The following is an 18,613-nucleotide window of genomic DNA, read 5'->3' on the forward strand; positions in this document are numbered from 1 at the left end:
AAAAGTTACGCTAGAAACGTGGGGAAGAATTAGTCGAAATATCCAATTAAATAGAAGTTTTCATAGAGAAAAAGAATTCCGAAGTGATCTATATTCTATGCTTGAATTACTTTAAAATTCTTCTTCATCCACAAAGAAACCTTCACCAATAAAATCAATACAGGAACTTCCACCAACGGCCCAATAACTCCTGCAAAAGCTTGCCCTGAGTTGAGTCCGAAAACGGCGATGGAAACAGCAATTGCTAATTCGAAATTATTTCCTGCTGCGGTGAAAGCGACTGATGCCGTTTTATCGTAGGAAGTTCCCATTGCTTTTGTAAAGAAAAAGCTAATGAAAAACATTAACGTAAAGTAAATCAATAATGGAATGGCGATAATCACAACATCCATCGGAATTTCAACGATTAATTCTCCTTTGAGGGAAAACATAATGACAATCGTGAATAATAAAGCTATTAATGTCAGAGGAGAAATCGCTGGAATAAATTTTTCATTAAACCATTTCTCTCCTTTTTGTTTCATGAGGATTTGTCTACTTAAAATTCCCATTAAGAATGGAATTCCCAAATAAATAGCAACACTTTCTGCAATAGTAGCAATTGAAATGTCGATAATCGCTCCTTCGAATCCGAAATAAGGCGGAAGAATTGTGATAAAAAGCCATGCATAAAAGCTATAAGCAAATACTTGAAAAATACTGTTCAATGCAACTAATCCAGCGCCATACTCACTATTTCCTTCAGCTAAATCATTCCAAACCATAACCATTGCAATGCATCTGGCTAATCCGATTAAGATTAATCCAACCATGTATTCTGGATAATCTCGAAGAAAAATAATTGCTAATGCGAACATTAAAATTGGACCAACAATCCAATTCAAAAACAGTGAAATGGAAAGGATTTTTGTGTTTTTAAAAACCTTTGGTAAGAGTCTATAATTGACTTTTGCCAAAGGTGGATACATCATTACAATTAACCCAATTGCTATTGGAATATTGGTTGTTCCGCTGCTTAGAGAATTGACAAAATCAGGGAAAGTTGGAACGAAATATCCTATTCCTACACCGATTGCCATTGCAACAAAAATCCAAAGAGTTAGGTTCCTATTTAGAAAACTCATGTTTTTCATTTCCAATTTGGGACTTTTATTCGTGAGAAAACATAACTCATTTCATTCGCTATTTTCATACTGGTCAAACTGTATTCTTCCATTTTGTCTGGTGAATTATCAAACTCTTTGGGATCATTGTAATGAATTGGCACACGCTTTTCTGCACCAAAAACAATTGGACAATCAGCATCCGCTTCAGAACAAGTCATCAACGCACAAAACCCATCTTTTGGATTTGCAGCATCGTCCCAAAGTTTAGAGAAACCAATGATAGGTTGTTTCATTTCGGCATATTTGATTGCATGTTTTGGATTTTCGTCATCAGATAAGAAGTTGATATTAAATCCAGAAGCTTTCAAAGTATCAATCACAGCAGGAAATACAGCGGTTGCTTCTGTTCCGCCAGAATAACAATAAACATTCGAAATATTAAAGTAATGCGCAGCTGTTTGCGCCCAAATTTGCCCCAAATGACTTCTTCGAGAATTGTGCGTACAAATAAAATTGAGCTTAACAGCTTCTCGTTTGTCGACTTTTCCTTGAATAAATTCAATTAAAGGTTGAAGAGTGTTTTTCCTCACCTCATCAATCGATTCAAAATCTAATTGTGAAATTAAACCGTCTATCTTTCTATATAATTCCATTGGTTAATCTAAATAGTTTGTCTTGCATCTTTGGTGCTTTTTTTATTACACTGAGATGCACAGCGATGCACTGAGCTTGCCGAATGTGAGGTTTTTCACAGAGGGTCACAGAGAAGAAAAAAAGAGACATATAAAAGCAAGTTTGATTTCGTCTCAATCTGTGCCGATTTTTATCGGTAAACTCCCTACTCAAAACTCCCTACTCTCTACTGATTTCTAACAGCATCCTCCTCCTGGCGTACAAGTCCCACCTTCATCAATCCCAGTATTTACCATTTGTAATTTCGGTTCTTTACGCTGCAGTTGCACTGCTGCGTCTTCTTCAATCCCACATTTGTCCTTCGCTAAGCAATCCGTCGCTTTATTCACTAACAAAAAGTTCTTTCCATCAAATTCCAATGCGAATTTCTCGATGGTTTGACCTTGATATTCCACTTCAATTTCTTGATCTTTTAATTCTAGAACCTTTTCAGATAATTCGATAATGTTCAACAATTTCTCAGGATGCAATCTGTGATCGTAATCATCTGCATTCCATAATTGGAAATTAATTACTTCTTCATTTCTTATTGTTCCACCACAATCAATGAAATTCTTTGTGATTTTCCCCACTTCAGTTACGTGAAAATGATTCGGTACTAATTCTCCATTCGGCAATTGAAAAGCTATTGTTTCCAAGTTTGTCAATACTGTTTTAACATCTGATAATTTCATGTTCTTTATTTATTTAATCGTATTTATATAATGTTAGTGCGGCGCTGCAGTTGCACTGCTGCGCTTAGCACTAACAACAATCTGATGATATTAAATCTTGATCAAAAAACTCCCCCAACATATCTTTCATCTTAGTCCAAGTCTCATTATTTATACAATAACAAACGCTTGTCCCTTCAACAGAACCTTGGATTAAGCCGATATTTTTCAATTCTTTAAGGTGTTGAGAAATTGTAGATTGCGCCAATCCAATTTCATCAACGATATCGCCACAAACGCAAGATTTGGATTCAAATAAATACTGTAGAATTTTTACTCTCGCTGGATGTCCGAATGCTTTTGCAAATAAAGCAATCTGAGTTTGCTCTTCGGTGAATCTGTTTTCTTTGATAATTTCCATAGATGTTTTTATTCAATCGTAAAATTACGATTAAAGGATTTACTGTGCAAGGAAAAATTCAAATTAAAAGATATTTTCGTCAAATGTGGATTTGATTATGTTCTCGTAGAAATTGGCTTTTGGTTTATTAACAGCTGCGTTTTGGACTGATCATCCGTTTCACACCGCGTATGTTTTCAAAATGTAGTATTATATACTGCTTTATTCGCACGATAAACTTCACATTGTTCTGTTGGATATGGACGTCGTCCTTTAGGATATAGTCGCCAATTATAGCCATAATAAGGTGACAAACCCATTGATTTGCAATTCATGAATAACAAAAAGGGATCATTCAAATTATTACCGAAATAACTGTTAAATGGACTTACCTTTTCATTGCAATTTGACTCATCTACAAAATACCTGTCAATTGCTCTGGTCATAGCAATCGGTTCGATATTTCCTTTTTTCAATTCAATCATTAGAAAGTTATAGTTCTCAATTATCCAATCTCGGCCTAGATGCAAAACTACTCGGGAAACAGATTGATCCCAAGACCCATTCACACCAGCAGGAAAACCGTGCTTTCTCGAATATGTAATTAAATTAATTCCATTTTTAATATCTTGAGCTCTCATAAGCTTGTAATGATATTCGACCAAAGTATCATTTTCACGTAATGAATAATACGGTTCAATGGAGTCGGAGATTAATCTTCTCAATCTTTGATCATGATAAGTCAATGAATCTATAAAATCGGTATGTTTCCAGTTTAAGGCCGCTTCTTTTCCATTATATTCCATGATTTCCACTATACTATTTCGAGTATTCAAAGCCATATTCTCGAAATAAGTAGTATCGGTCAAAAAGTAGCTTGAAAAAGCTGCCTTCTTTAGTTCCTTAATTGATTTCTTTGTTTTATTTACCTCCCACAATGCCCTACAATAATTGTAATGGTGATCAGGTTTTCGAATGTCAACAATTTTAAAGGCTTTTTCGAACAAATCTAACGATTTGGGATAGTCCATTTCATAAAAATTGTATTCAGCCTCATTTACAAAGTTATAATAATCAATGTAATTGCCCTTTTTTGATTGTGAGAAAGAATAGGTTTGGGTACAAAAAATAAAAATCGATAATAGAAGAAAAGGGTTAATCATTTTCATACGTTTTTGATTTTAAACATTATTTCAATTAGACATAAACATTTACACACATCCAGCCGAAATCAAATATACTAAATTTCTCATTCCAAACAACACCCCAAACCCCCAAAGAATTAACCCCAATCCATACCCAAAAAATCACTAACATGCACATGCCTAACCCCTTCAACAGATTCCTTCCAGAAATCATCCATTGACACAACATATTTAGGATATTGGTCTTTAATTGCCAGTAAATTTCCAAATTCTCGTTTTACTGTTTGTTCGCTTTCTAGTTTATAACAAACTTGCACATAAATTTTCTCTCCTTGTTTCTCAGCTACAAAATCAATTTCTGTTTGGGCTAATTTACCTACGTACACTTTATATCCTCTTCTTTTTAATTCCAAAAACACAATGTTTTCTAATATTCCTGAAATCATTTGGTCTTTATATCCCATGGTAGCATAAATCAATGAAACATCACTAACAAAGAATTTCTCTTGTGTTTTTAGAATCTCTTTACCTTTAATATCATAACGTGAAACGCGATGAAGAATAAATGCGCCCTCCAATGCATTGAGGTAATTGTAAACCGTATTGATATCCATTTTACGCTGTTGGCTTTTAAAATAATCGGCTACATTTTTCCCTGAGAAAGTATTCCCAATATTGTCAAAAGCAAATTTTATAACCCGTTCTAATAATTCAACATCTCGTATTTTATAGCGTTGGATGGTGTCGCGCAAAATAACAGAGGAATAAATATCATAAACCACTTTATACGCTGACTCACGTGTATAATCCATCGTATGAATAACAGGGAATCCACCAAAGCGCAAGTAGTTTAAAAATGATTCTTTTGTAGATTTATTCTCGTTAAAATAATGATTTCTAAAGGTTAGACATTCTTTAAACGACAAGGTATAAATTGGAATTTCGACATATCTCCCAGCCAAATAAGTGGCCAATTCTGAAGAAAGTAAATGCGAATTAGAACCTGTCAAATAAACATCTACATCAAAATCAACCAAAAAAGAATTAATGGCTTTTTCCCAACTTTCTACTTCTTGAATTTCATCTAAGAGTAAATAATATCGCTTTTTAGATGTGATTCTTTCTTGTATATAATTATAAAGACTTCGTCCATCAGACAATTGAGAAAAATTAAAACTTTCAAAATTGACGTAAATAATTTGTGCTTCTTCAACTTTTCTATTGAGTAACTCTTTCTTTAACAGTTTTAAGACTGTAGATTTTCCTGATCTTCTAATTCCAGTGATAATCTTTACTTGTGGCTTGTCGATAAAGTCATTAATGTAAGCTGTATAAATTGGTCTTAAAATCATGAAGTGAGTTATTTTAATCCATAAATATACGACTTTAAATCAAACCATAACCATAAATACTTTTAAAATAATACTGTTTTTATGGTTATAACCCTAAAAACTTTATCAAAAACTAATTAAAACAGATTACAACTAGAAAAACTAATTCACATATAAACAATTGGCAATTCATAATAGAAGAACGAATAAGAATGATTTTCTATGTCAAATAAAAACAGTCTCTATTTCAACAAAAGCTGCAAAAACAACAAATCCAACCATCTATCAAACTTAAATCCAACTTCTTTAAAAGTACCAATCTCTTTAAATCCAAACTTTTTGTGAAATTCAATACTGCGTTCGTTTGAAGCATCTACTCCAGCAATCATTGTATGAAAACCATTTTTCTTGGCTAATGTGATAAGTTCTTGCAAAAGTTGTTTACCCATTCCGTGGGCTCTGTATTCTTTATCAACATAAATTGAATGTTCAACGCTGAAACGATAACCGTCAAAAGGTCTAAAAATTCCAAAAGTTCCATAACCAATTACTCCGATTTTACTTTCAGCGACAATCACCGGCATTCCATCTTTCTTTTTCTGTCTCAGCCAATTTAGCTGAAATTCATAAGTTCTTTCGTTGTAATCATAAACTACCGTTGAATTCAGAATTTCATAATTTATGATTTCAAGGATTTTACCCACATCACCTTCTTCTGCATCCCTAATAATTATTTCCATGGTTTAATCAACTACCTTTTTTATTTTTTATTTTCTTTTTCCTCTTGAAAAGCACTAAGTAAACGATACCTCATATTAGAATGAAAAACTTTATTAAACTCGCATTTTTCATTTATAATTTTTCACTTTTCATTTTCTTTTTCCTCTTGAAAAGCACTAAGTAAACGATACCTCAATTTAGAATGAAAAACTTTATCAAACTCGCATTTTTCATTTATAATTTTTCACTTTTCATTTTCTTTTTCCTCTTGAAAAGCACTAAGTAAACGATACCTCAATTTAGAATGAAAAACTTTATCAAACTCGCATTTTTCATTTATAATTTTTCACTTTTCATTTTCTTTTTCCTTTCCATATAACTCGACCTAGAAATCATGAAAACTCCACCGAAAATCATCAACATATACCCAATTTTTTCCAAACTAATTGCTCCAATAAAGTTTTCTGTCCAGCCGATATAAGCAAACAGAAATGTAAAGAACATCACCAGAATTGGCTGAGTATAAATGTAACTTCCACTCACACTCGGCGTAACATGCTTCAATGCAAAAGTGTTCAACAAATAAGTAAAAAACGTTGCCCCAATGATTATGTAAGCCGTTTTAGCCCAAATATCTAAAGGAAACGAACTAAAATCAGCGGCTGCAAAGTCTGTCCAAACTTTGGGGTACATCATAATAAATATAAATCCAAAAATGAAGTTGTAAGTGATGACCGTCATGGGTTTGTACTTGTTCATCAATGGTTTGACCAACACTAAATAGAGTCCAAATGAAAGTGCGTTGATAAAGATATACATGTCACCCAATGAGGAATCAAATTCAGGTTGTTTTCCGACGGTTGTCAATGCAATTGCTCCTACTGCTCCAATAAAAACACCAATTGCTTTCAGTTTGGTAATCTTTTCTTTGAGAATAAAATAGGACAAAACAACAACCAAAATTGGCGTTGAAGTCATTATGATTCCAACGTTCATAGGCGAAGTCAATGCTAATCCGTTAAAGAAAAACAATTGATTTAAACACACTCCAAAAAGTCCGGTAATGGCTAATCTAGGCAAATCTTTTTTATCTACTTTTTCACGAATAAACCCAAAAAAGATAATGAGAAAAAGCACAGTGGTAATTCCGCCACGCAACAAGATAAATCCATTTGGACCTAAATAATCTGGCGTAACTCCTTTTGCCAATAAATGATTAGCGCCGTAAATCGCATTGAGCGTGAACAGCGCAATGTGTGCGAGTACAATTTTATTCATTAGCTATTAACTGCTCTGATAAGCTTTCTTTGCTGCTTCAACAGTTGCTTTTGCATTTCCAACAAAAACTTCATCTTCAAAAATGATAAATGGCCGTTTCAAGAAAGTATATTCTTCTAACATGTACTTTTTATAATCTTCTTCAGAAAGTTTCATTTCATTGAGTCCCATCGAACGGTATTTCATTGCTCTTTTACTGAACATAGCTTCGTAAGAACCCACCTTTTTCTTGATGAAATCCAATGCTTTTTCGTCGATGTTTTCTTTCTTGATGTCTTGCAATTCAACATCATCACCCAATTCCAATTCTTTGAGGATTCTTTGATTGGTGTTGCAAGAAGAAAGATGATAAATCTTTTTCATAATCAAACGTTTGTTTTTTGAATTGCAAATATAGTGAAATGTGATGCTAAAGCAATTGAATAGCATGGTTAAGCGCTGAAATGGAACGCGGATTATACGGATCTTCGATCGCGAATTTTCACGGATTTAAAATCACAACCCTTGGAATAAAGCACACTTCGACGAATTCATCATTCATCGTTCATCATTCCTAATTAATCTTCGCTTCCTTATGCTTCAAGCAGCTCATAGATTTTTCAACCATGTCTTTTGAACCAGCATAATATCCGCAACGTTGGTGCAATTCTGTTGGCACGATGTCTAGCGTTCTTTGGTGACCATCTGTTGATAATCCTCCAGCTTGTTCAGCGATAAATGCCAATGGATTACATTCATACAACAATCTCAAACGACCTTCAGGCCAGTTGTTTGTCGTTGGGTAAATATAAACACCACCTTTTAATAAGTTACGGTGAAAATCAGCTACTAATGAACCAATATATCTTCCTGAATAAGGTCTTCCTGTTGCCGCATCATCTTCACGACAATATTGGACATATTCTTTTACTCCTGGATCACAACGGTCTAAATTCCCTTCGTTGATAGAATAAATTCTTCCTGTATCTGGAGATTTAATGTTTGGATGAGACAAGCAAAACTCACCAATTGATGGATCTAAAGTAAAGCCATTCACACCATTTCCAGTTGAATAAACCAACATTGTAGAAGAACCAAACAATACATATCCTGCCGCTACTTGGTCAGCTCCTTTTTGTAAGAAATCTTCCAAAACTGCTGGTGTTCCAGGCTCAGAAATTCTTCTATAAATTGAGAAAATTGTTCCAATAGAAACATTTACATCAATATTTGAAGAACCATCTAATGGATCAAATAAGACTACGTATTTACCATTTATTGAATTTTCATCTTCGAAAGCGACGAAATCATCATTTTCTTCTGAAGCAATTCCACAAACTTCACCTCCAGATTTAAAAGCTCTAATAAAAGCTTCGTCTGCAATTACATCTAATTTTTGTTGTTCTTCTCCTTGAATATTCGTTTCACCTTTGGCTCCCAAAATATCAACAAGTCCAGCTCTATTTACATCGCGATTCACAATTTTTGAAGCAACTGCGATGTCACTTAATAGGTTGGTAAGCTCTCCGGTTGCATAAGCAAAATCCTTTTGACGCTCTAAAACAAAATCATTCAGTGTGGTAATCTTCGACATAATACTTTATTTATTTTGCAAATATCGTGATTTGTAATGACATCTCAACTAAGAATCGTAAAAAGGGTCTTGAAATCATATCAAAGATGTCTAAAATTCGCTTATTTTTGAGACATGGAAATTCTTGAAAAATTCAAACATACTTTCGAACCAAAACTTTTGGAGGAATTTAAAAGTGTCGCTAAAGAAGTATCAGTTAAAGCTGGTGATGTAATTTTAGACTATGGTCAAATTGTAAGAAGCATGCCGATTATCGCTTCAGGAACTGCAAAGGTTTCGCGAATGGATGATCAAGGGAGGGAAATCTTGCTTTATTATGTGAATGCTAAAGAAAGTTGCGCCATGACTTTCACTTGTTGTATGGAGCAATTTCCTAGTGAAATAAAAGCTGTAGCCGAAGATGATGTTGTCATGCTAACTGTTCCTATCGATGTGATGGATGAATGGCTGATGAAATATTCTTCTTGGAAAAGCTTCGTAATGGGAACAATTCGTGATCGTTTTAATGAAATGTTGAATACGATTGATCAAATTGCATTTCAGAAATTAGATGAACGCCTAAAATATTACTTGCAACAAAAAGCAAAACATACAGGATCAAAATTATTGAATTTATCACACGAAGAAATCGCGAGAGATTTGGCGACTTCGAGAGTTGTGATTTCAAGATTATTGAAGAAATTGGAAAACGATGATTTACTCTTATTGTACCGCAATCAGATTAAATTGTTGAATGCTTTTGAAATAGAGGAAAAGTAATTTTTAATGGTTAATTATTATCCGATAGAGATCGGATGGTTAACGCGAGCAGAATTCGTAATTCGTAATTTTATAATTCGTAATTAATTTATGATTAGTGTAGAAAACATATCAAAGTACTTTAATCGAGAAACGATATTGCATGATATTTCATTTTCGTTGGAAAAAGGTGAGATTTTAGGTCTTTTAGGCCCAAATGGAGCTGGAAAAACAACTTTAATGCGAATTATCAACCAAATCATCTCTGCTGACAAAGGCTATGTTTCCTATGGTGGTGATTTGATCAAAGAAAAACATTTAATCAATATCGGTTATCTTCCTGAAGAAAGAGGATTGTATCAATCTATGTCGGTTGAAAAACAAATACTTTTTCTTGGAAAGCTGAGAGGTTTATCTTCAACAGAAGCCAAAGACCAAATGGAATATTGGTTAAAAAGATTCGGGATTCAAGCATGGAGAAAAAAGAGGATTGAGGAACTTTCTAAAGGAATGGCACAAAAAGTTCAATTTATTTGCACCGTTCTTCATGAGCCTGATGTGTTAATTCTCGATGAACCTTTTAGCGGATTTGATCCAATAAATATTGAATTGATTAGAAAAGAATTACTGAATTTCAAAAAGAAAGGAAAGTCGATTATCATTTCTACGCACAACATGAATAATGTAGAAGAAATCTGTGACCGAGCAATTTTAATTAATGAAGGTCACATGGTTTTGCAAGGAACTATTCACGATTTACGTCAACAATTTAAAGAAGACTTATTCAAAATATCTTTCACTGGAAATATGATTTCTTTTGCAAATGCACTTTGGACGGGTTATGAAATTATAGACAAGGAAGTTCACAGTGAAGATTCTTTTACCATTTATTTAAAAATGCGAGAAGGAAATAAAATCAATGATTTACTGAATGCCGTTATTGGCCAAGTAAATATAACTGGCGTTGAAGAAGTTTTACCAAGTATGGAAAATGTTTTTGTAAAATCTATTAACGCTCAAAACGAAGTCCTCAGTGAATAAAATTATTTTAATAGCGCAGAGAGAAATTGCTGAACGTTTCCAAAATCGATCTTTCAAATGGTTGATGTTCCTTGGGCCGTTGGCTGTTTTGGGGTTAGTTTATTTGTTCCTTTCCACAACAACTTCCACAAATAAAGATTGGAAGATTTTGATGATGGATAAAAAGGAAGTTTTTGACGGAAAATTAGCGACCAATCCACCTTCCAATTTAGAATTCGACTTCATCAATGCTTTTATTGATTATGAAGATTTCGCATACCAAGAAAAGTATCAAGATTATGACATTTCTGTTTGGATCAATGAGAAAATTGTAAGTAACAAAAAAGTAATCATCTCCTACAGAGAAAGGCCTCCAGAAAACATTCAACGTCAAATTATTTATTTGGTTGAACGCAGAATGGAAGAAATTATGGTGGATCAATTCACTGAATTATCGGTGAGTAAATTTCGAGAAATCAAGCAATCTTTAAACTTCAGCTTTAAGGATGTTTACGATCCTAAAAACGAGAAATCTACGACAGCAAGTTGGGTTGGATTTAGCTTTGGAACGTTGATTATTCTCTTCGTCTTTATGTTTGGAATGACAATCTTGAGAAGTGTTTCAAGAGAAAAATCCAATAGAATTGTTGAAGTTTTATTGTCAAGTGTAAATCCTAGACAATTACTCACAGGAAAAATATTGGGAGTTGGATTCTCAGCATTAGTCCAGTTTACCGTTTGGGCAGTAATCGTGGGAACAGGATTGTATTTGTTCCGATTGACTTTATTCCCTGATATGTTTAGTGCTGGATTTGTTGCAGATGAAGTGGCAAAAACAGATTTTAGTTATGAATTGGCAAATCAAAGTCCATTTGTAGAATTAATTTACAATCAAATTCAATACATGAACATGCTGATTTTCTTCGGATTGTTCTTTATCGGTGGTTATTTATTCTACGGTTCATTCTTCGCTATGATTGGCTCTTCGATGGGCTCAGAATCGGATGGACAGCAATTTATTATTCCATTGACATTGCTTTTATTCTCAGCGATTTTATCAGGCTATTATGTGGTTTATTATCCATCTACAACGTTAAGCACATGGCTTGGATTCATTCCATTTACCTCGCCAATGGTGATGATGGTAGATTTGTCCAATGGTTTTGCAGATGGAAGCGCATGGAAATTAATTCTATCCATAATTATACTTTTCGGTTCCGCATTTCTAATGATGATTATTGCAGGAAGAATCTATAAAAACGGAATTCTTCGCTTTAATCACAGATTGAAATTAAGAATGTTAATTAAATGGACTAAAAAATAACCAATGAGAGGCGCAGTCATAGATTTAGGAACAAACACCTTTGGACTCATCGTCTTTGAAACGAAAGCAGACAAAACAGAGATTTTAATTACCGACAAATCATTTGTGAATTTAGGTGAAGGTGGAATAAATTCAAATATCCTTACTCCACGAGCAATGGAACGCGCCTACTTTGCAATCGATCATTTCGTTGAAACCTGTCGATCTTTTGGTGTTTATCCAGATAAAATTCATGGATTTGGAACTTCTGCTCTTCGTGACGCAACGAACGCGAAAGAATTCCTTGATAAAATTGAAAAATTACATCAATTAAAAATCAGACTCATCAACGGAAAAAAAGAAGCTGAACTTGTTTACGCAGGTGTGAGCAGCATTCATCCATTTTCGGAAGAATCTTCTTGCATTATGGATATTGGAGGAGGAAGTACAGAATTTACGGTTACAAAATCCGACATAGTTCAAGAACAAAAGAGTTTCAATATTGGAATTTCAAGAATTACACAATTATTTGAACTATCTGACCCATTGACAAAAGATGATATAAATCGAATTGAAATCTTTCTAGAATATCAAACCAAAAGTTACTTCGAAACACTTTCTGTTGATAGTTTAATTGGAGCAGCAGGAAGCTTTGAGACGTTCTTCAGCATGATTAATAAAACGGCATCTTACGACAACAATACAACCCATTTATTACCTTTCGACAAGTTAAAAACCATTTTAGATGAATTAATTCATTCGACCCGAGCAGAAAGAGATGCAAATTATTGGATCATAGATTACAGAAAAGAAATGATCAACGTAGCGGCATTAAAAACCAAATGGGTCTTAGACTTTGTTGGAGCTACAAGTTGTTATTTTTCTCCTTCGGGATTGAAAGAAGGGATTATTGCTACGGCTTTTAAGAAGAAGTGAAAGAATGACGCAAAGTTACGCGGAGGCGCAAAAATACGCAGAGAAAAAGAAGAGTTTTCTTTATGTTGCCTTCGACCGGCTAAGTCAACGATACGAGCGGATCCAATATTAAAAACTTAACCGCAAAGACGGAAAGAAATCGCAAAGTTCGCAAAGGTTTTAATTTTTTAAAGCTACCGCGAGATTACATTAATCTCCGAAACGATGCTTTCGGTAACTAGCTTGTCAAAGGTATGGATTATTCCTTCAAAAACTTTCCATTATACATCCTTCCGCTCTCGCCTTGCAATCAAACAACATAAATTCCTTTATTCAATTTTTCTACATCTATTTGATTGATAGATTGACCATTCTTTTCAATAATCAATTCCCCTAAACAATTATGAGCTAACCCAATTTTTGAATTAGAATTTTCAGTAACAAGGCGCAATTGTTTTGGAAATCCAAGGAGTTGACAATTGTCAATGACTGCTTTCCAAAACATTTGCAACGCAGGTAATGGAATTTCTAAACAAAAATCATCGTATTTCCGCTCCGACTTCCATACCTTCACCCGGTGCAATGAAACTCAAATTCCCTAACTTATCCTCTGCCATTAAAATCATTCCGTTGGAAACTACTCCACGTAATTTTCTTGGCGGTAGATTCATCAAAACAGAAACTTTCTTTCCAACGATTTCTTCTATATCAAACTGTTCTGCAATTCCAGAAACGATTGTTCTTTGGTCTAATCCGGTGTCGACAAGTAATTCCAATAATTTATCGGCTTTCTTTACTTTTTTAGCTGAAAGAATTTTTCCTACGCGAATATCGATTTTCAAAAATTCATCAAATTCGATGTCTTCTTTTTGAGGTGCTGTAGGCTTTTCTTCTTCCTCTGCTTCTGCTTCTTTTGCAGATTCATTGTCTTTTTGTGAAGCTATTAAAATTGCTTTTTCATTCTCCACAAACTCATCATCTATCTTTTGAAAAAGAATTGAAGGTGGATTCGTTTTCGTTCTAGCAGAAAGTAAATTAATTGATCCCGCTTGTGCCCAATTGAAAGTTTCCATGTTGAGGAAGTTTCTCATTTTCGCTGCAGTTGCTGGAATAAATGGATCAAAAAGTATTGCCAAATTCGCTGTAATCTGCAATGCAATGTGTAAAATCGTTTCTACACGCTTTGGATCCGTTTTAACTACTTTCCAAGGTTCAGTTTCCGCTAAGTAACGGTTACCAATTCTTGCCAAGCCCATTACTTCTCCTTGTGCTTCTCTGATTTTATAATTGTATAATAATTCTTCAACCTTCGCTGGAATCTCTTTAATCGCATCAATTACTTTTTGATCTTCTGCTGTTAATTCTCCTAAGGTTGGAACAGCTCCGTCGTAATATTTGTTGTTCAAAACCAATGCACGGTTCACAAAGTTTCCAAGCACATCCGCTAATTCGTTATTTACACGCGATTGGAAATCCAACCAAGTAAATTCACTGTCTTTGCTTTCTGGTGCAATTGATGTCAATGTATATTTCAATTCATCCACTTTTTCAGGATGTCTTTCAAGGTATTCGTGTAACCAAACCGCCCAATTTCTAGAAGTTGAAAACTTAGCACCTTCAAGGTTTAGGAATTCTGACGCTGGAACGTTATCTGGCAATATAAATTCGCCATGTTCTTTTAATAGAATTGGGAAAATAACGGCATGAAAAACGATATTGTCTTTTCCGATAAAGTGAACCAGTTTACGGTCACCTGTCCAGTAGTCTTTCCAATCTTTCCCTACTGACTTCGCCCAATCTTTGGTTGCGGAAATGTATCCAATTGGTGCATCTAGCCAAACATAGAGTACTTTTCCGTCAGCTCCTTCAACTGGAACAGGAATTCCCCAATCCAAATCTCTGGTCATTGCACGTGGATGCAAACCACCATCAATCCAAGACAAACATTGTCCGTTCACTTGGTTTCTCCATTTCTTAGGATCATGTTGTTGAACTCCGTCCAAAGTTCCTTCTTTAATCCATTCTCTCAACCAATCTTCATGGCGCTCCATTGGCAAAAACCAATGAGAAGTTTCTCTTAAAACTGGAGTTTTTCCACTTAAAGTCGAAACAGGATTAATCAAATCTGTTGGACTCAAAGCACTACCACATTTCTCACACTGATCTCCGTATGCTTCAGCATATCCACACTTTGGACATTCACCACTAATGTAGCGATCAGCTAAAAACTGCTCGTGGTCTTGATCGTAATATTGTTCGGTTGTTTTTTGTGTAAAAGCACCTTTCTTATCTAAAACCTTAAAGAAATCTTGTGCTGTTTCTTTATGTGTTTCAGCTGTTGTACGGTGAAAAATATCGAATTTAATGTCGAATTTCTTAAAAGCATTTCCAATGATGTCATGGTATTTATCCACGATCTCTTGAGGTGAAATCCCTTCTTTTTTTGCTCGTAAAGTAATTGCAGCACCGTGTTCATCGCTACCACTAATAAACGCTACATCATGTTCTTTGTGTCTTAAGAATCGCACAAAAATATCAGCAGGTAAATAAACTCCTGCAACGTGTCCAAGATGTAAAGGTCCATTTGCATAAGGTAGTGCGGCTGTTACGGTATATTGCTTTTTCTCCATCGATTCGAATTTTTTCTAAATGCAAAGATAGTTATTCAATTACGAATTGTTTAATTACGAATTACGAATTTTCACTTATCCGCCAATAGTCTAAAAACTTGAGATACGAATGATGTAATGTTGAATTAAAAACGGCTCTCTTAATACAAGGTGAATTTAGAATAAACAAACTTCTTTTAAAAAAAAAGACTCCTCATTCGTTTCCATTTTTGAATTCGTAATTCGTAATTATTTTAATTCGTAATTGTTTAGTCCGTATTTCTTCCCTTTATCCAAAGCTGGAACACCATTAATTAACCATTCTGGTGCTGGTTTTCCTTGTAAATAGTAATCAAAGAACTGACGCATTCGAATACTTAAGTCCATGCGGTTTGCGTTTTTCATTAAATTATGTTCGTCTCCGTTATAATTCAGCATCCAAACTGGTTTGTTCAATCGTTTCATTCCAGTAAACATTTCAATTCCTTGGTACCATGGAACCGCTCCGTCACCGTCATTGTGCATAATTAGTAAAGGTGTTGTGATATTCGGAATTCCAAATAAAGGGGAATTTTCAATATATAATTCTGGCGCTTCCCAAATTGTTTTACCAATTCTACTTTGAGTATGCTCATATTGAAATGCACGGCTGTAGCCACTTCCCCAACGAATTCCTCCGTAGGCAGAGAACATATTACTTACAGGCGCTCCAGCCATTGCGGCAGCATATCTTTCCGTCATTGTAATTAATTGTGCAGTTTGATAACCACCCCAAGACTGACCTTGAAGTCCCATTCTTGTGCTGTCCACATTTGGATACATTTCGAGAACTTTATCCGTTCCACTCATGATGCTATTGTATGCGCCTCTTGCTGGATAACCCGGCTCATATCTAATGTCTGGAATAAATACCAAATATCCTGCAGAAGCATATTCCGTAGCGAAAATAATAGAAGCTGTTGGCCTAGGAATATAGTGGTAGTTCTTTTTATCGCTGTACATTTCATAGAAATAAACCATCAAAGGATAAGATTTTGTTGAATCAAAGTCTTCAGGTTTGTACAATAATCCTTTTAACTTTTCTCCGTTGTAAGATTCCCATTCCATTTGCTCCACTGTTGCCCAGTTGTATTCTGATTGTTGTGGATTCGTTTTAGAAATCTTCTGTGTATTTTCAAATTTAGAATTTGTTAAATACACCTCTGGATAATCTTCAATCGACATTTGACGGAAAATCAACTTGTCTCCATTACTTGCTTTTTCTATTGAAGTAATTTTGTGATCCGTTTCAAACCATTTTACCAAATGTGGACTTAATCTATCATCAACATAAGTATAAATATATTCATTCATTGATTCTTGATCTATACCTATTATATAGGAATCGGATAAATTCATGAATGTACTATCATAATCTAATTGTTTCAAACGATAAATCATGTTTATTGGATTACCTTCTTTCTTTGTAATTGGCGTCAAAACTGATGTCACATAATTATACGTCCAAATATCAAATTCAGAATACAAAACTATTTCATCGTTACTTAAATAACCTGGCGAACCTTCTGGATTGGCCTCGAATGGCATTCCATTAATATCACTTTTCCAATTGATAGGATCTTTGATAAAGCAAGTCATGCAATTTTCAACTTTCGTTTCTACATCTAAGTAATAGTAATTGTTTTCAGCACTATTAAAGTAAGTGAAGCGAGATCCATTTGGATTTAATCCTATACTGTAATCGATATTTGCTTTAATCAATTCGTTTTTTCCAGTTTTCACATTCACTCTGTAGAAATCATCTGGCCAAGGATACCTCCAATTATTAGCATAAGCATATTGCTCATTTGATACACCCATTGCATAATCGCTATTTCCTTGATCCAAAATCCTAACCGATAAAGTATCCGATTCCAATTGTAAAAGGATATTTTCTTTCAGGTGTAAAACAGTTAATAAATTTTCATTTTGATCACGTTTTAATTCATTCAATTGCTGTGGCTGCAAACGATTATTTTTATAATGCCATACATCAAGAACAGCTTTCTCATTGTCTAGCAAAGTATCTTTTTCTTCCTTAATAGGCATAGTTCTTAATCCAAAGAAAAGTTTTGACTCATCTAAAGAGAAATATACTCTTCCTTTGGGCGCTGGCGTAAGACCATCTGGCAAATCAGAACGTCCATCTGTTACCAAAACTTCTGGTAATTCACTGTGTAATGACCATTGATAAACATCATAACTGCGCAGTGCTTTTGAAGTATCGGTTGAAGCCATAAAGACAAATTCATTTCCTCTATCACTGAATCCGTAATTCCCCAACTCTGTAAATTGAGTCGATAACTTTTTTACCTTTTGATTAACAAAATCGTATAATTGAACAGTTGAAAGCTCATCACCTCCTTTTTTAATCACTTTTACAAAAAACAAATGCGTTCCTTGGTCATTAAATTTAAAATCAGTTACATTTTCAATTTTTTTACGTTCACCAGTTTCTGTATTCAACAAGAATAATGTATTTCCTTCTTTGTTTGTTTCAATTTCTTTTTTGCTCCTAAACCAGCGTTTCTTTTTCTTTGGTTTATTCTTTTTGATATCCTTTATAGTATAAGCGAGAATATTTCCTTTTTTTGCGATTGCGTAATCTACAAGATTCGAAACTTTCACTAAACTATCTTTCTTAGTAAAATAAATCCCTAAGGTATCCTTAACCCATTTGTCTTTTTCAATATCATTAAGCTTCATATAACGCAATGTGTCGAAACCTGCATCAATTGAAAACGCAACAATTTTCTCATTATCACTAAAAACTGCGTTTTTCGCCTTAGCTATTTCAACTTTGGTTTTACTCTTTGCTGTATATACAATGAGTTTACCATCTCCACGGTGCGGATTAATTTCATAAGTCACATAACTTCCTAAAGAAGATACATTTTGATTTCTCAGAGAATTCCAGCTATTATATACTGTATGGTCAATGATTTTCTTTTGTGCAAAAACGGTTGTTACACTAACGAATAAGAGAATTAGAGAAATAAATAATTTCTGAATAGAGATCATAAAAATTTAATTTTTGTTAAAATGTAGCTATAAATACATTTTTCGACGAAAATATACATTTTTTAACTT

17 protein-coding genes are annotated in these 18,613 nt (G+C 34.1%); 4 read left to right on the forward strand and 13 right to left on the reverse strand.

All coding sequences use genetic code 11. The features are described 5' to 3' along the window. Nucleotides 1-95: 95 nt before the first annotated feature. From arsB to fbp, 10 genes are all read right to left on the reverse strand, one after another. Nucleotides 96-1,133: an ACR3 family arsenite efflux transporter gene (gene arsB, locus ERX46_RS07730; RefSeq protein ID WP_165366182.1), complete on the reverse strand. Its 1,038-nt coding sequence runs from the start codon at nucleotides 1,131-1,133 to the stop codon at nucleotides 96-98. Further along, nucleotides 1,130-1,759: a low molecular weight phosphatase family protein gene (locus ERX46_RS07735; RefSeq protein ID WP_130093287.1), complete on the reverse strand. Its 630-nt coding sequence runs from the start codon at nucleotides 1,757-1,759 to the stop codon at nucleotides 1,130-1,132. Before ERX46_RS07735 ends, arsB begins: the two co-directional genes overlap by 4 nt. A 216-nt stretch (nucleotides 1,760-1,975) precedes the next feature. Further along, nucleotides 1,976-2,473, reverse strand: coding sequence for a DUF6428 family protein (locus tag ERX46_RS07740; protein ID WP_130093288.1), 498 nt, complete (start codon nucleotides 2,471-2,473; stop codon nucleotides 1,976-1,978). Between the two features lie 70 nt (nucleotides 2,474-2,543). Then, nucleotides 2,544-2,873: an ArsR/SmtB family transcription factor gene (locus ERX46_RS07745; protein WP_130093289.1), complete on the reverse strand. Its 330-nt coding sequence runs from the start codon at nucleotides 2,871-2,873 to the stop codon at nucleotides 2,544-2,546. 176 nt (nucleotides 2,874-3,049) lie between these two features. Next, nucleotides 3,050-4,021, reverse strand: a complete 972-nt coding sequence (locus ERX46_RS07750) for a hypothetical protein (RefSeq protein ID WP_130093290.1) — start codon at nucleotides 4,019-4,021, stop codon at nucleotides 3,050-3,052. A 113-nt stretch (nucleotides 4,022-4,134) separates the two neighbouring features. Then, nucleotides 4,135-5,349, reverse strand: a complete 1,215-nt coding sequence (locus tag ERX46_RS07755; protein WP_130093291.1) for an ATP-binding protein — start codon at nucleotides 5,347-5,349, stop codon at nucleotides 4,135-4,137. Nucleotides 5,350-5,570: 221 nt separating this feature from the next. Continuing rightward, nucleotides 5,571-6,068, reverse strand: a complete 498-nt coding sequence (locus ERX46_RS07760; protein WP_130093292.1) for a GNAT family N-acetyltransferase — start codon at nucleotides 6,066-6,068, stop codon at nucleotides 5,571-5,573. 316 nt (nucleotides 6,069-6,384) lie between these two features. Then, the gene (locus ERX46_RS17910) at nucleotides 6,385-7,326 is read right to left on the reverse strand and encodes a DMT family transporter (RefSeq protein WP_130093293.1); all 942 of its coding nucleotides are present in this window, start codon (nucleotides 7,324-7,326) and stop codon (nucleotides 6,385-6,387) included. Between the two features lie 6 nt (nucleotides 7,327-7,332). Next, complete coding sequence (locus tag ERX46_RS07770) at nucleotides 7,333-7,689, reverse strand: arsenate reductase family protein (RefSeq protein ID WP_130093294.1); 357 nt, start codon at nucleotides 7,687-7,689, stop codon at nucleotides 7,333-7,335. A 190-nt stretch (nucleotides 7,690-7,879) separates the two neighbouring features. After that, nucleotides 7,880-8,899, reverse strand: a complete 1,020-nt coding sequence (gene fbp / locus ERX46_RS07775; RefSeq protein ID WP_130093295.1) for a class 1 fructose-bisphosphatase — start codon at nucleotides 8,897-8,899, stop codon at nucleotides 7,880-7,882. 114 nt (nucleotides 8,900-9,013) lie between these two features. On the opposite strand from fbp, the gene ERX46_RS07780 reads away from it, so the two are divergent. The 4 genes from ERX46_RS07780 (at nucleotide 9,014) to ERX46_RS07795 (ending at nucleotide 12,896) form a co-directional block, all read left to right on the forward strand. Beyond that, nucleotides 9,014-9,658 (forward strand): Crp/Fnr family transcriptional regulator, encoded by a 645-nt coding sequence (locus tag ERX46_RS07780; protein ID WP_130093296.1) that lies wholly within the window; start codon nucleotides 9,014-9,016, stop codon nucleotides 9,656-9,658. Nucleotides 9,659-9,748: 90 nt separating this feature from the next. Continuing rightward, entirely contained in the window at nucleotides 9,749-10,678 is a 930-nt protein-coding gene (locus ERX46_RS07785) for an ABC transporter ATP-binding protein (RefSeq protein WP_130093297.1), read from the forward strand. Then, nucleotides 10,671-11,981 (forward strand): ABC transporter permease, encoded by a 1,311-nt coding sequence (locus ERX46_RS07790; RefSeq protein ID WP_130093298.1) that lies wholly within the window; start codon nucleotides 10,671-10,673, stop codon nucleotides 11,979-11,981. Before ERX46_RS07785 ends, ERX46_RS07790 begins: the two co-directional genes overlap by 8 nt. 3 nt (nucleotides 11,982-11,984) lie before the next feature. Further along, complete coding sequence (locus ERX46_RS07795; protein WP_130093299.1) at nucleotides 11,985-12,896, forward strand: Ppx/GppA phosphatase family protein; 912 nt, start codon at nucleotides 11,985-11,987, stop codon at nucleotides 12,894-12,896. Nucleotides 12,897-13,185: 289 nt separating this feature from the next. On the opposite strand, the gene ERX46_RS07800 is transcribed toward ERX46_RS07795, so the two are convergent. The 3 genes from ERX46_RS07800 to ERX46_RS07810 all read right to left on the reverse strand — a co-directional run bounded on the left by ERX46_RS07800 (nucleotide 13,186) and on the right by ERX46_RS07810 (nucleotide 18,544). Beyond that, nucleotides 13,186-13,380 (reverse strand): hypothetical protein, encoded by a 195-nt coding sequence (locus tag ERX46_RS07800; protein WP_130093300.1) that lies wholly within the window; start codon nucleotides 13,378-13,380, stop codon nucleotides 13,186-13,188. Between the two features lie 34 nt (nucleotides 13,381-13,414). Further along, nucleotides 13,415-15,505 (reverse strand): methionine--tRNA ligase, encoded by a 2,091-nt coding sequence (gene metG / locus ERX46_RS07805; protein ID WP_130093301.1) that lies wholly within the window; start codon nucleotides 15,503-15,505, stop codon nucleotides 13,415-13,417. 228 nt (nucleotides 15,506-15,733) lie between these two features. Beyond that, nucleotides 15,734-18,544, reverse strand: coding sequence for an alpha/beta hydrolase family protein (locus ERX46_RS07810; protein ID WP_130093302.1), 2,811 nt, complete (start codon nucleotides 18,542-18,544; stop codon nucleotides 15,734-15,736). Between the last annotated feature and the right edge of the window lie 69 nt (nucleotides 18,545-18,613).

Source organism: Brumimicrobium glaciale (genome assembly GCF_004152935.1).
In the GTDB taxonomy this organism is placed as follows: Bacteria; Bacteroidota; Bacteroidia; order Flavobacteriales_D; family Crocinitomicaceae; genus Brumimicrobium; species Brumimicrobium glaciale.

What these genes read in the sequence shown, in the direction of transcription:
- arsB (WP_165366182.1), bottom strand. Translation starts at nt 1,133, where the DNA reads ATGAAAAACATGAGTTTTCTAAATAGGAACCTAACTCTTTGGATTTTT.
- ERX46_RS07735 (WP_130093287.1), bottom strand. Translation starts at nt 1,759, where the DNA reads ATGGAATTATATAGAAAGATAGACGGTTTAATTTCACAATTAGATTTT.
- ERX46_RS07740 (WP_130093288.1), bottom strand. Translation starts at nt 2,473, where the DNA reads ATGAAATTATCAGATGTTAAAACAGTATTGACAAACTTGGAAACAATA.
- ERX46_RS07745 (WP_130093289.1), bottom strand. Translation starts at nt 2,873, where the DNA reads ATGGAAATTATCAAAGAAAACAGATTCACCGAAGAGCAAACTCAGATT.
- ERX46_RS07750 (WP_130093290.1), bottom strand. Translation starts at nt 4,021, where the DNA reads ATGAAAATGATTAACCCTTTTCTTCTATTATCGATTTTTATTTTTTGT.
- ERX46_RS07755 (WP_130093291.1), bottom strand. Translation starts at nt 5,349, where the DNA reads ATGATTTTAAGACCAATTTATACAGCTTACATTAATGACTTTATCGAC.
- ERX46_RS07760 (WP_130093292.1), bottom strand. Translation starts at nt 6,068, where the DNA reads ATGGAAATAATTATTAGGGATGCAGAAGAAGGTGATGTGGGTAAAATC.
- ERX46_RS17910 (WP_130093293.1), bottom strand. Translation starts at nt 7,326, where the DNA reads ATGAATAAAATTGTACTCGCACACATTGCGCTGTTCACGCTCAATGCG.
- ERX46_RS07770 (WP_130093294.1), bottom strand. Translation starts at nt 7,689, where the DNA reads ATGAAAAAGATTTATCATCTTTCTTCTTGCAACACCAATCAAAGAATC.
- fbp (WP_130093295.1), bottom strand. Translation starts at nt 8,899, where the DNA reads ATGTCGAAGATTACCACACTGAATGATTTTGTTTTAGAGCGTCAAAAG.
- ERX46_RS07780 (WP_130093296.1), top strand. Translation starts at nt 9,014, where the DNA reads ATGGAAATTCTTGAAAAATTCAAACATACTTTCGAACCAAAACTTTTG.
- ERX46_RS07785 (WP_130093297.1), top strand. Translation starts at nt 9,749, where the DNA reads ATGATTAGTGTAGAAAACATATCAAAGTACTTTAATCGAGAAACGATA.
- ERX46_RS07795 (WP_130093299.1), top strand. Translation starts at nt 11,985, where the DNA reads ATGAGAGGCGCAGTCATAGATTTAGGAACAAACACCTTTGGACTCATC.
- ERX46_RS07800 (WP_130093300.1), bottom strand. Translation starts at nt 13,380, where the DNA reads ATGTTTTGGAAAGCAGTCATTGACAATTGTCAACTCCTTGGATTTCCA.
- metG (WP_130093301.1), bottom strand. Translation starts at nt 15,505, where the DNA reads ATGGAGAAAAAGCAATATACCGTAACAGCCGCACTACCTTATGCAAAT.
- ERX46_RS07810 (WP_130093302.1), bottom strand. Translation starts at nt 18,544, where the DNA reads ATGATCTCTATTCAGAAATTATTTATTTCTCTAATTCTCTTATTCGTT.